The following is a 12543-nucleotide window of genomic DNA, read 5'->3' as shown; positions in this document are numbered from 1 at the left end:
CTTTTTTGAATTTCGTGGGGTGTTGCTTGCGGCTGCAATCTATGGTCAACGAGGAGTCGGGCCGTCTCTACGAGACTCAAAACTTTATCGTCAATTAGGCCATGGGTTGAAACCACATGGCTACACTCGGTCATCCCTTCGAGATTTTGGTGGAGTGGAAATCTCTTCTCCAGGCAAGAACTCGTCCGACCAAAGAAAAGAGTGATGGAGAGGTTATCATAGAATAAGTGAAATTGTATCAGGTATTCACCGCCTCATAAATAAAATAGGGCGGGATATTCTTCCAGCAGAATTCCGTGGTGAAATTTCCGAAAGTTTCTGTCAGCGGTTCTTTTAAGTGTCCCGAAGTTTGATAAGCGAGAAAGGAGCCGTTATGCCGAAGCACTTTCCTGGTTTTGGTAAGGATATCGATCTTCATATCCCAATCGAAAAAAGAGAAGGGGATCCCGGAGACAACGTGATCTACATTTGTAATGACATCTTCCGGCAAGAGGTCTAAGATATCCTCCACGGATTCATGAAATACTGTGATTCGATGGTCATTGATCCGGTTCAACAGGTCAGCAAAATTATCATTGGTTTCGAAGACGAAAAGTCGGGCATCTGGGCGCATTTTTTTTAGGAAATGCTTGGTAAAAACTCCGGTTCCACCGCCATACTCAACGATCACATCGGTCGTGGCGAAATCAATATGTTCACATAATTTACGAACGCAATATTTTGAAGAGGGAGTGATGGATGCAACATCTTTATCGGTTGCAAAAGATTTCAAAAATTCGATCGTACCTTTCATAAATAGGATTAAAGTTCGTCTTCCAGTTGTGCAATTTGGTCTCGGATGCGGGCAGCTTCCTCGAATTCCATATTCTTGGCAGCATGATACATGGTTTCCCGCAGATGTTCGATCAGCTTATCCTTACTTTCAAAGGTCACTTCCTTCATCGCCGGACTCGCTTTATACTGAATGCCATCTTCTGCCACTTTAATGACTTCAAGCGCTTCTTCCTCTGGCTGCTCATCCTTCTTGCCAAAGTCGAAACTTTGATTGGAAATGAGGCCCGGATCCACAAGCGGTTTCAACTCCTTCTTAATGGTTTCCGGAGTGATACCATGCTTCTCGTTGTATTCCTGCTGAATTTTACGCCGTCTGCGGGTTTCTTTTACCACTTTATCGATGCTGTTCGTGATCTTATCGGCGTACAAGATGGCTTTTCCGCCTACGTTTCGGGCTGCCCGACCTACGATCTGAAACAGCGAAGTCTCGGATCGAAGGAAGCCTTCTTTATCAGCATCCATAATGGCTACCAAGCTGAGTTCAGGAATATCAATTCCTTCACGCAATAAGTTGATACCCACCAATACGTCAAAATCGCCGCGCCTGAATTTATACAAAACTTCGATTCTTTCAAGGGCATTTAATTCGCTGTGCATGTATGCCGCATTGATGTTGAGATTCTTCAGGTATTCACTCAACTCTTCACTCAAACGTTTGGTCAGGGTGATGACCAGCACGCGCTCTTTCTTCTCGATCTTATCCCGTATTTCACCCAACAGGTCATCCACCTGATTTTCCAGCGGTCGGATTTCAATTTCCGGCTCCATCAACCCTGTAGGACGGATAATTTGTTCAGTGTATACACCACCTGATTTTTCCAGTTCATAATCACCGGGCGTGGCGCTCACAAAAATAGCCTGATTTACCAGGGTCTCCCACTCTTCAAAAGTCAGAGGCCGGTTATCCATGGCCGAAGGAAGACGAAACCCGTGTTCCACCAATTCCACTTTTCGGGAGCGATCTCCGCCGTACATGGCATTAATTTGTGGGATGGTTTGGTGACTTTCATCCACTACCAGCAAGAAATCATCCGGGAAATAATCGAACAGGCAATAAGGACGTTCCCCCGGCTTTCGGGCACTTAGATATCGCGAATAATTCTCGATCCCGGAACAATAGCCGATCTCCTGTATCATCTCAATATCAAATAAAGTGCGCTGCTCGATCCGCTTGGCTTCCAAGAACTTCTCTTCGTCGATGAGTACTTTCTTGCGCCATTCCAACTCCTCGCGAATTTGCTCAATAGACTGCTCCAGGCGTGATTTTGAGGTCACATAATGCGAAGCCGGGTACACCCGAAACTCATTCACATTTTCGATCACCGAGCCGTCATTTACATCAAAAAGCTGAAGAGTCTCGATTTCATCTCCCCATTGAGTAATACGTAACCCTTCATCCGAATAAGCGGGATACACATCGATCACATCACCCCGAACGCGAAAAGTTCCTCGTTTGAAATCCAGGTCATTGCGGCTGTAGTGAAGGTCCACCAGATCGTATAAAATCGTATTCCGGGGAATTTCTTGCCCCACCGACAAATTCAGGATCAGTTTCTCATATTCTGAGGGAGATCCGATGCCGTAAATACAGCTCACCGAAGAAACGATGATCACATCCCGGCGCCCGGAAAGCAGGGAACTGGTAGCACGCAGGCGCAGCCGCTGAATTTCCTCATTGATGGAAAGATCCTTTTCGATGTACTTATCCTGAGTAGAGAGATAAGCTTCCGGTTGGTAGTAATCATAATAGGAGATGAAAAACTCCACGCGGTTTTCCGGGAAGAAGTCGCTTAGTTCCCGATAAAGCTGAGCCGCCAGCGTTTTGTTATGGCTCATCACCAAGGTAGGTTTTTGCACATTTTCGATGGTATTGGCCACCGTGCGCGTCTTACCCGAACCGGTGATACCCAGTAACGTCTGGTATCTATCTCCGGCTTCAATGCCTTCGGTTAGCTCAGCAATGGCTTTGGGCTGGTCGCCCGCGGGTTCGTAAGGGGAGTGAAGCTTGAATTGACTCATAAATAGCTTTTAAAGGTACAAACTGTGATGTAACTTAGGAAACCATAATCATGAAAAATTAATGCCACTAAATCACGGAAACACTACATATCAAAATTGCTTGATTGAACGAAAGAATAGGCTCAAATGAGGCCATAAAATTTTGTGAGATAGCGTTTTAGTGACAAATATAAAAGCACCAAAATGTCCCACCGACATAAAGAATTAGAATCACCAAGAAAACGATTGGATGAAATTGACGAACAAATTTTAAATCTGCTTTCAGAGCGGGGTGAAATTGTTCGTGATGTGATCAAGCGGAAAATTGAAAACCAGCTTCCGGTATTTGTACCCAAACGCGAAGAGGAAAAGACGAAAGCCTTCAAGGAGCTGGCCAAATCCAAAGGGATTGATCCGAAGTGGGCGGAAGATTTTCTGCGGATGATCATGACGGCTTCCCGGGATACCCAATCCCAGGAGAAATTTCCTATTGCAACCCAAGAGCCCAAGCACATTCTGTTTGTAGGCGGTGAAGGTGGAATGGGAAAATTATATAAACGTATCGCTGATCAAACCGGGCATGTCACTTATTCCATCGACAAAAGCAATTGGTATGAACTGGAAGAATGGGTCCCCAAATTAGATATGGTGATCGTCACGGTTCCCATTAAAGTAACCGAAAGTGTGATCGGGAGGCTCAGCGGCCGGCTCAACAAAAAAACGATTTTGGCTGATTTCACCAGTAATAAATCGGCTCCCATTCAAGCTATGCTGAAGGCGCATGAAGGTCCGGTGGTTGGATTACACCCCATGCATGGCCCGGATGTGCAAAACCTCTCCAAACAGCTCATGGTTTTTTGTGATGCGCGCGGCGGCGAACACGCGCTTTGGTTTGTGGAGCAGTGCCGGCTATGGGGCATGCGGGTGATCGAAGCCGACCCCGAAAAACACGATCATGTGATGCACCTGGTACAAGGATTACGACACTTTGTGGCCCTGCTCCACGGCTCATTTATGGAAGAATATGATCTGAAACCCAACGACATGCTGGATTATTCTTCTCCTATTTATCGCGCAGAATTGATGATGACTGGCCGAATTTTTGCGCAGGATGCCGAGCTGTATGCCGACATTGTTTTCGCCAATAAAGAGCGCCGGGAATTGTTGATCAAGTTTTTTGATCATCATCAGAAGCTGGCCAAATTGGTGGAAGAGAATGACCGCGAAGGTTTTATCAAAGAATTTGAAGGTGTTACGGATTTCTTTGGGAAGTTTGCGACTCAAGCTTTGGAAGAAAGCGGGTATCTCATAAACCGGCTTGCAGACCGTTTTGCTTAAATAGTGCTTTATTAACAAGTATTGTTGATATTAACAAAACAGGCAAACACTAAAGAAAGATTAAAACATGGAAAAACAGATCATTAAAATAATTATATGGGGTAGTTTGATGTTGCTTGCCGGATGCGCCTCATCAAAAAAACAGAACAATGAGGGGAATGCAGTAACAGTTAATTTTACAACGCAGCAATTTACCTCAGAATCGGACATTAGTAATTTAGAAGAAAAAAGAGGTCAATTTAATTATTCGGGGAATGAGCCTTTTGCACGGCCAACACTTTTTGTTTCAGGGTCAGAATCGTATTTGTTAATTGGGGATGAAAATTTCATCGAAAATGAATTTCAAAACCTAAATGGCAAAAAAGGAACGGTATACGGTAAAATTGAGGCAGTAGAAAGCCAAAGGTTTTTCAAAGTTTATTTTTATAAAGTTAATGAGGAAAAGTAATGATGCGCACGACTATTTTATTATTGATGTTTATGATTTTGGCTAATGGAAAAGCATTAGCTCAGCAAGAAGCCTACACGCAACAGCAAGAAATACAGAAAAAGTCCTACCCGGTACACGTTTCAGATAAACTGAACAATAAAGAGTTTATGCTGAAATTGAATAAGCTTCCAAATAAGGCAAAATCATTGCTTAAAAGCCAGGTAGTAGTTGATCAGGTAGGCGATGAGAAAACATTTTTTGTAAGCAACTTAGAAACGGACGAGTTTGATGAAAAGGAATTTCGCCTCATAAAAAAAGGAAACTACACCCAGATATGGTTAGAAATTGACGAAATTAATAACGGACATCTTACCAATGATGTAGCCGACAGCCTGTTTAAATATCTCGAAGATAGTTCTAATCCAAACTCCTTCAATCCCAACAAAGGAATTATCGAGTTGAGTAATGAGATTTTAGGAAGCCCTCCAAATTACGACGGCGATGGATTGGTAGACTTTTTAGTTACCGATATTAAAGACGGCTGGGATCCGGAGGAAGGCGGCGGTTATACGGCTGGGTTTTTTTACGGAGTAGATCAATTTCCTGATGCAACAGCTCAATCTATTGGCGCACGTTCTAACGAAAGAGATATTCTGTACATCGATTCCTATCCCGGAATTTACTCTAATGGACAAATCAATGCCAAAGGCCCGCTTGGAACATTATCGCATGAGTACCAGCATATTATTCATTACAACTACAATGACAGAGCAGGAAATAATGAATTCACCTTCATAAATGAAGCGCAGTCCAATTTTGCCGCATTGCTCAATGGATATTTCCCCCATAATAGTATTGGAGACTACTTGTCAGATACAAACGTGCCAATTTTTAGATGGAACCGAAGCGGAAACGTTCTGCCTGATTATGGAAGAGCCGCGGCATTTACCAGCTACTTATGGAGTCAGTTTGGGTTTGAGAACTCAGGACTTCTCACCCAAGAGCCGTTAAGTGGAGCCGATGGAGTTAATAGTGTGCTGTCTGATCTTGGCTCAGGTTTAAACTTTGGGGATTTACTGGTTAATTGGGGAGTCGCAAACTTAATTAATGATACCGATGTAGATAGCAGATACGGCTACTCACACCCGTTTTTGAATTCAATTAAAGCAGATGTTGCATTCTCAGAGCCAAATTTAAGTAATGAGGTAATTGAAGTTGAAGCCGGTGGAATTGAATATGTGGGCTTTACCCAGGTAAAAAACTTTCAAGGATCTGTTTCTTACTCCAATCTTAATGCGGAGGCTGTTTTAGTAACAAAAAAAGGCGATGCCATTGAGGTGGAACAGCTTACAAACGGTTCTTTTAGTTTGAACCAAGCCAATGAGGTATATGATGAAGTCTATCTGATGTTGGTTAACAAGTCTCCAAGCGATGACGAAGCGATAGACTCAGAAACAATTTCATTCACAATTTCCGCAGAAGGAGAGAAATCGTTCGAGTTTTCGACGTATGGAACGTATAGTGACACCCCCAAATACTATTGGGAAATTCCTTATTCCGCAGGCAGTGAAAATATGCTTGGCTTTAGTAATAAGTTTGAATCAGAGATAAATGCTCAACTTCATTTTGTAGAGATTTACCTCGTCTCAGGTACAAATAGCGACGGCGAGCCTATCGGAGTTAAAGGAAATGGAACGCTTGATATATCATTTTATAGCGACCAAAACGGTACGCCCGGCCAGTTGGTGAAAACAAAATCCGTTGATTTTACTGAATTGGGAAATGGCTGGCAGCAAATAGATGTACGTGACTGGAACATAGAAGTAACCGCCGGCGAAACCTTTCACATTGTTTACAAAGCCAACGTAGATAACGTCAGTACCAACAAAATTCCTCTGCGCTTAGATGATGGCACCGGCGAACAAGGGGTAACAAATCTTATATATAGTGTAAGCGGATTTGACCCAATGTTCACTGATGATGCATCAAATGGAGAATATGGCGTTTGGAACAACATTGTTTTAGCTGAAGAAGTAGTTACAAGCAATGAAAACCAGGTATCCGAAAAACCACAACGTATTTCACTGCTCCAAAACTATCCAAACCCGTTTAACCCGACTACCACTATCCGGTATAGCCTCGATCATGCCCAAACGGTTCGGATGGATGTCTTCAACATGCAGGGGCAAAAAGTGGCGACGATCTTGAAAGATCAAAATCAAGCGGCCGGAGAGCATTCCGTAACCTTTGATGCCTCCACTCTTTCAAGTGGGGTGTACATGTATCGCCTTTCCACCGCTAATAAGTCGTTCACCCGACAAATGGTTCTTATCAAATAACCATCAGGGAGCCATGAGAAAAATCATAGTAAAACATCATGGCTTCATTTTAATGGTTTGCTTACTGGTTACAGCTTGTGGGGCACCGGAAACAAAAAAAGAGGTTAAAAGCAGCAAATCCGGCCTAAAAAGTGCCGGCACAAAGCCTGAAACCACTTTTATTGAATTGGATAGGAATGCTCTTGAAACCCTTACTAAAAGTGACGAGATAAGGATTTATGCCGATGATGACAGTGCTTTCATCTTCACTCTAAACATTCGCCGTGTGGATGAAGCCATCAAGGGCATCCGCTCCATATCCGCGTATGTGGATGATTCAGAGACGGGACAGGCGGTGCTTATTTTACGGAAAGGCAGATTGTCGGGCTATATGGACCTGTATAGCAGGAATAAAAAATATCGCTTGGCATACCAAACAACCTCCGGCAGGTATTTTCTGCAGGAAGTAAACAAAGACAGCCTTGATATACTCGAAGGCGGCGAACCGTTAGCTCCCCGGCCACAACCCTGAGCAATTAAAGAAATTACCAAAAACGGGGTATTGGCTAAGGGCCAGAAATAACGGATTATAGCATAAACATTAATGACCTAAACCACGGGGCATGAAAAAAATCAATGTTGCTGTAATTGAAGACCACAGCATTTTTAGAAAAAGGATGTCGGAACTTCTTTCTTTTTATGAAGAGGTTTCACTGAATTTTGCTGTGGAAAATGCCGAGCAATGCATAAAAAACCTCGATAAAGCGGAGGTTCGGCCCGATGTGTTGTTAATGGATATTGAGCTGCCAGGACTTTCCGGCATTGAGGCGACGTTTCAAATAAAACAGTCCTATCCCGAAATTGACATCATCATGTTTACGGTTTTTGAGGATGATGAACGGATTTTTGAGTCCATACAGGTTGGGGCAACCGGATATCTATTAAAAGATGAGCCGATTGAAAATGTGGTTCGGTCTATTCGGGAAGTAAAAAAGGGGGGCGCGCCGATCTCCCCCGGCATTGCCCGTAAAATGTTGGGTTTGATGACTTCCATGGAAAAAGGGGCGGCATTAGAAACCGAAGAGATGAAAGCCGTTCCTTTTGATTTGACTCCCGCCGAGATCCGGATTCTTGAGCAGGTTGTGGATGGCAAAACCAACAAAGAGATTGCAGAGCAGGTTTTTCTAAGTCCATGGACCGTAAAAACGCACATCAAAAACATCTACAAAAAAATGCAGGTGAATTCCCGCGCTGCCGCCGTTCGGCTCGCCCTCCGAAGAAAAGTTGTTTAGTGGTAAAGTGATAAAGTGAGAAAGTAAATCAATACCACCTACGTCATCACTTCATCACTCTATCACTATCTCACTAAATACCCCCTTTGGGTGATTTAAAACCTGTACGGTTCTTTTGATTTTGTATGCAACCGGATTATACCCGGATGTATTCAACAAAAATCAGAAGATCATGAAACGATTTACGCTACTACTTTTTGGTGTGCTCACCAGCTTATCTATTTTTGCCCAAACGGCGGAGCTCAAAAAAAGCATTGATTCAAAATATGAGAATAATGTGATTCAAGGGTTTATCTATGCCGTTTCTCCTCAAACAAAAGCCAATGATGTGGCATGGTTTGAGTTGGAAAAGAAGTTCACGAATTATCCCATCCTGATGGATCAGCAGATGGCGAAGATGCAGGTTCCTTTAACCGGAGATACTACCTGGTCTTACTCGGAAGCAAAAGGATTTGCAGATACAGCCCATGTTCCCGATCAGTACACATACTACTGGCTGGAAGGGGATAATGAAATTGCACACACGTCCACATACCATGGATACAAGTGGAACCGGGAATCGGCTGAGTGGGATCCTTCATCAGAGCAAAAATCGTGGTACTCTGAACAAGATGTGGATAGTTCGTATTCTCTTAACTACCTGCCGGGAGATTCATTGCCGTATACGGGTTTCAAATATCGATACCCGGAAACGGCATCTGACAATGCCGATGAGGAGTATTTCATTGATAATTACAGTCCTGCTTTGGGATGGTACAAATATCAGCGTACGTTAAGATATCAGGATGAGAACAGCATTGATACCCTGACGATCAATTATAAATATCAGCAGTCGAGCATGCAGTATGTGGTGGAGTCAGAGATCAGGTATCAAAACACTGCTAATGAATATATGTCATCCAACAAGTATTTCAACCCGGATGGAACCATTATCAACTGGAGCTATACGTATTACTTGTACGGTGAAGATCGGATGCCAATTTACCAGATCAGTAAATGGCTCAACGACACCATGGACGGTTTGGTTGGGCGGGATAGCGTTCATTTTATTTATACCAATGATTTTGTGGAGGGAAGAAGTTACTACCGGGGCGATTCAACCTGGGTGCTTCAAAACCTGTACAGAAGCTACCAGCGAACTATTCCAAACCCCGATCAGGATAATGAGTTGTATCCAACGGTCACTCAGGTCGATTCCGTGCTAAACTACAGCTTTTACGCAGACAGCGTAGATGCGCAAGGCAATCCTGTAATCGATGAGCCGATCACACGAACGGAGTTTGATTACGATGCCAATGGAAATCAGGTTGAGGTGAGAAATTATGTATTGGGAACCGGAGAGCTATTTTTGGCATCGCGAACGCAATATATCTATGAACTGATTGGGGAGAGTTATCGTCAGGTTCAGAGCATTAGTTACGGATTTGACTTTGCGAGTGAGCAGCTGTTTAAGAATTATGAGTCTTTCAATTTGTTTGATGAAGATCTCTTCAACTATGGTTTTGAATATTACAATTTCAATGCGGCAGGAGACACCACTTTTGCCCGGGCAAATTATACCCTCCGGTTAGATGATCGAACCACAGCTTATATCAACTACGACTGGGATTATACGCTCAAGAAAAAATATCTGAGCAACTACAGAACCTATCAAAGCAGAAATACGGAAGAAGGGAAATTCCTCAGCCAAAACTCGTATGTAGATCTAAATGGTATTTATGGAAATCGAAGCATTAATACGAACTACGATACCCCTGGAATTTTAAGTGACGATCCGATCATTGCTGTGATGGGAGACACACTCAGTTTGTATGTAAGCGCCCGAAACAAAGACATAAGTAAAGCCATGGTTTCGGTGACAAACCTGCCGGCTTCGGCCACCTTCAATGAAGAAACACAGCACTTGTATTGGATCGTGGATGAAGAAGATCCGGAGCCTATGACCTACTCATCTACCAATCAATTTGGAACTACCACCTTACAGGTTCGTTTCCAAACCGAGCCGAACTCAGATAATGTGGGAGTAAGTAATGAAGAAACGAGCGCAATCAGTGCGTTTAAGCTGAGCCAAAATTACCCGAATCCATTTAATCCGGCCACCAACATCAGCTTTCAACTACCGGCAAGCAGTGAGGTAAGCTTAAAGGTGTATGATATGCTGGGTCGCGAAGTAGCCACCTTGGTAAACGGAAGAATATCAGCGGGTGAACATACGGTCAGTTTTGATGCTTCAAGCCTTTCAAGCGGAATGTATATCTATCGCATTCAGGCCGGTAACTTCCTGCAAACCCGAAAAATGATGCTGATTAAGTAAGGAGTGAACAAGTGATGAAGTGATAAAGTAACTTGATACCGCCTGCTTCATCACTTCAATCACTTCAAAACTATCACTTCATACGACTGAAACGAAGTGCGCTGATCATCCAGTTCGGTAAATTTTTCTTGGGATTGCGCTTGGTCATATCAATATACCAGCCAATCTTTTTGATGATCGGAACTTTATGCGTTTCCACAAATTCGATGAGTGTGCCGTCGGGATCTTCCACATAGGTAAATCGCCCGGCGGCTTCACCCATGTCAAAACTATTGGCAGAATCAACGGTGAAGGGAAAGCCGTTAGCTTCGAGTTCTCCTTTTAACGCATCCATGCCCTGCACATCAAAGCATAGATGGATAAAGCCGAGATCACCCCAGTAACGATCTTTGAAGATCTTGCGCGGTTCACGTCCTTTTACTTCGATCAGTTCAATTTCCGTTGGGCCAAACATGGCGCTAAATCCACCTTGACGTGGTTTCGAATGCCGGAGTAAAACGCGGCGATATTCATCATCTCCGCCTGGCAATCCTTTGAAGTCAGCAAAAGTGGCAGTTTCATCGTACACGACCTCATCATAACCCAACACTTCGGAATACAACTTTCGAGCTGCTTCAATATCCGTGGAACCGATAACCGCGCCAACTACGCCCCCGGTTGTTGAAGGTGTTTTGGTTTTGAAGAAATCCAGTCCTTTTACTACCTGCCAGATATTTCCATAAAGATCTTTCACAAAGAAATTATACTCGCCCGTCGGGTTTTTTTCTAACGGAGTAATGACCTCCACGCCGGCTGCTTTCATTTCCTCAAAAGACTTTGGTACATCTATGGATTTGATCTTTCCACAGTTGATACCTAAGTCGCCCATTTGGATATCAAAATCAGCGGGTTGAGGTTCGCGACTGGTGTACTGCCAGATCTCAAATCCGCCGCCGCCTTTCATGTTGAGGCTTAAAATCGCGGTTCGGTCGTGTGGCTTTCCGCCGGTGTAGGGGAGCATCAGTTCGGCAGTAGCGGCATCTTCAAACACTTTGATATCCATCCCAAAATGCTTGCGATACCAATTCGTGGCTTTGTACACATCAGGAATTCCAATTCCAATTTGCTGAATGCCGGCAATGACTTTTTCCATAGATCTAAACGTAAAATGAATGAGGATTTAACCGGCGCCAAGGTACGTTTTTTTGATAAGTGAAGAAAAGCGGAATGATTAAAACAAAAGGCGATTCAGCGAATCGCGGTACGTACCTCGGCTCGCTGAGCCAAAAAAGGCCTTAATTAACGGGCATCCACAGAGTCCGCCTTGTCTGTGTTCCATTCCGTCGGTTGATTCGAGGAAACAGCCTTCAAAAACTCCTTAAAGCTATCCGTATCATACCTGGCCATGCCCTGGTGTTTCATTACAATTTCACCTTGTGGAGAGATCACGTAGGTAGTAGGCACCACTGAAGCATCATAAACCCGGGGTTTGGCGATCACCGAGTACACCGGAAACGTAAATTCTTTCCGATGCACAAAATCCCAGGCTTTTTGGGGATCACGATCCAGCGAGGCCATCACAAACACGATGCTTTCATCCTCTTTTACATCATCATATAACCGTTGAATGTTCGGCATTTCAGCAATACAAGGCGGACACCACGTAGCCCAAAAATTCATGAAAATGGTTTTGCCTTCAAACTCAGAAAGTGAAGCTTCTTCTCCATTGATGGTTAGCAGAGGCATGTTGTAGTCGGCCCGGTTGCCATGCATAATCGATTCATCCGTATCCGGCTGAAGGATTCCGGTGTAAAGTAAAACACTTTGTAGCTTGCCGATCACTTCGGTGTGGTAGCCGGTGCCGTATAAACCTGCCCCGATCAAAAAAATGATACCCCATTGAATGAGTTCTTTTTTGAGGGAGGATTTTTTAGATGTGGATTTAGATTCTTTGGACTTCATCTGGTAAAGATACAATCAAAGTGAATGGGATGAGATGTTGTTGTAACAGCTTTGCTTAAGAAGACATTGGTTCCAACG

Annotated in this window: 10 protein-coding genes; 6 read left to right on the top strand and 4 right to left on the bottom strand. The window is 43.7% G+C overall.

Annotated features, from left to right (window positions below):
• Positions 1–238: 238 nt before the first annotated feature.
• Positions 239–793 (bottom strand): class I SAM-dependent methyltransferase, encoded by a 555-nt coding sequence (locus B151_RS18425; protein WP_020403462.1) that lies wholly within the window; start codon positions 791–793, stop codon positions 239–241.
• An 8-nt stretch (positions 794–801) separates the two neighbouring features.
• Positions 802–2853 (bottom strand): excinuclease ABC subunit UvrB, encoded by a 2052-nt coding sequence (uvrB, locus tag B151_RS0109845; RefSeq protein ID WP_020403461.1) that lies wholly within the window; start codon positions 2851–2853, stop codon positions 802–804.
• Positions 2854–3036: 183 nt separating this feature from the next.
• Between uvrB and tyrA the strand changes: the two genes are divergently transcribed.
• The 6 genes from tyrA to B151_RS19540 all read left to right on the top strand — a co-directional run bounded on the left by tyrA (position 3037) and on the right by B151_RS19540 (position 10524).
• Positions 3037–4170 carry a bifunctional chorismate mutase/prephenate dehydrogenase gene (tyrA, locus tag B151_RS0109840; protein ID WP_020403460.1) on the top strand — a complete coding sequence of 378 codons (1134 nt, stop codon included), beginning with the start codon at positions 3037–3039 and terminating at the stop codon, positions 4168–4170.
• A gap of 67 nt (positions 4171–4237) precedes the next feature.
• A complete protein-coding gene (locus B151_RS0109835) occupies positions 4238–4618 on the top strand; it encodes a hypothetical protein (protein WP_020403459.1) in 381 nt (126 codons plus the stop codon).
• On the top strand, positions 4618–6939 hold the full coding sequence (locus B151_RS0109830; RefSeq protein WP_040516853.1) for a T9SS type A sorting domain-containing protein: 2322 nt from the start codon (positions 4618–4620) through the stop codon (positions 6937–6939). The genes B151_RS0109835 and B151_RS0109830 overlap by 1 nt, the downstream gene beginning before the upstream one ends.
• 13 nt (positions 6940–6952) lie before the next feature.
• Positions 6953–7450 carry a hypothetical protein gene (locus tag B151_RS0109825; RefSeq protein ID WP_020403457.1) on the top strand — a complete coding sequence of 166 codons (498 nt, stop codon included), beginning with the start codon at positions 6953–6955 and terminating at the stop codon, positions 7448–7450.
• A gap of 91 nt (positions 7451–7541) precedes the next feature.
• Positions 7542–8210, top strand: coding sequence for a response regulator (locus tag B151_RS0109820; RefSeq protein ID WP_020403456.1), 669 nt, complete (start codon positions 7542–7544; stop codon positions 8208–8210).
• A 172-nt stretch (positions 8211–8382) separates the two neighbouring features.
• Positions 8383–10524 carry a T9SS type A sorting domain-containing protein gene (locus B151_RS19540; protein ID WP_211207846.1) on the top strand — a complete coding sequence of 714 codons (2142 nt, stop codon included), beginning with the start codon at positions 8383–8385 and terminating at the stop codon, positions 10522–10524.
• Positions 10525–10597: 73 nt separating this feature from the next.
• Here B151_RS19540 and B151_RS0109810 read toward each other — a convergent pair whose 3' ends face one another.
• The gene (locus B151_RS0109810) at positions 10598–11656 is read right to left on the bottom strand and encodes a VOC family protein (protein ID WP_020403454.1); all 1059 of its coding nucleotides are present in this window, start codon (positions 11654–11656) and stop codon (positions 10598–10600) included.
• Between the two features lie 146 nt (positions 11657–11802).
• Positions 11803–12465, bottom strand: a complete 663-nt coding sequence (locus B151_RS0109805) for a TlpA family protein disulfide reductase (protein ID WP_040516897.1) — start codon at positions 12463–12465, stop codon at positions 11803–11805.
• Positions 12466–12543: the final 78 nt, after the last annotated feature.

The sequence above is a fragment of the Gracilimonas tropica DSM 19535 genome (genome assembly GCF_000375425.1).
Classification (GTDB): Bacteria; Bacteroidota; Rhodothermia; order Balneolales; family Balneolaceae; genus Gracilimonas; species Gracilimonas tropica.
Note: the sequence above shows the minus strand (reverse complement) of the source record. Positions and strands in the feature narration are given on the sequence as shown.

Excerpts from the sequence above, each read along its gene's own strand:
- B151_RS0109805 (WP_040516897.1), bottom strand. The coding sequence starts at position 12,465 with ATGAAGTCCAAAGAATCTAAATCCACATCTAAAAAATCCTCCCTCAAA.
- B151_RS0109820 (WP_020403456.1), top strand. The coding sequence starts at position 7,542 with ATGAAAAAAATCAATGTTGCTGTAATTGAAGACCACAGCATTTTTAGA.
- B151_RS18425 (WP_020403462.1), bottom strand. The coding sequence starts at position 793 with ATGAAAGGTACGATCGAATTTTTGAAATCTTTTGCAACCGATAAAGAT.
- B151_RS0109825 (WP_020403457.1), top strand. The coding sequence starts at position 6,953 with ATGAGAAAAATCATAGTAAAACATCATGGCTTCATTTTAATGGTTTGC.
- B151_RS0109835 (WP_020403459.1), top strand. The coding sequence starts at position 4,238 with ATGGAAAAACAGATCATTAAAATAATTATATGGGGTAGTTTGATGTTG.
- B151_RS0109810 (WP_020403454.1), bottom strand. The coding sequence starts at position 11,656 with ATGGAAAAAGTCATTGCCGGCATTCAGCAAATTGGAATTGGAATTCCT.
- B151_RS0109830 (WP_040516853.1), top strand. The coding sequence starts at position 4,618 with ATGATGCGCACGACTATTTTATTATTGATGTTTATGATTTTGGCTAAT.
- tyrA (WP_020403460.1), top strand. The coding sequence starts at position 3,037 with ATGTCCCACCGACATAAAGAATTAGAATCACCAAGAAAACGATTGGAT.
- uvrB (WP_020403461.1), bottom strand. The coding sequence starts at position 2,853 with ATGAGTCAATTCAAGCTTCACTCCCCTTACGAACCCGCGGGCGACCAG.
- B151_RS19540 (WP_211207846.1), top strand. The coding sequence starts at position 8,383 with ATGAAACGATTTACGCTACTACTTTTTGGTGTGCTCACCAGCTTATCT.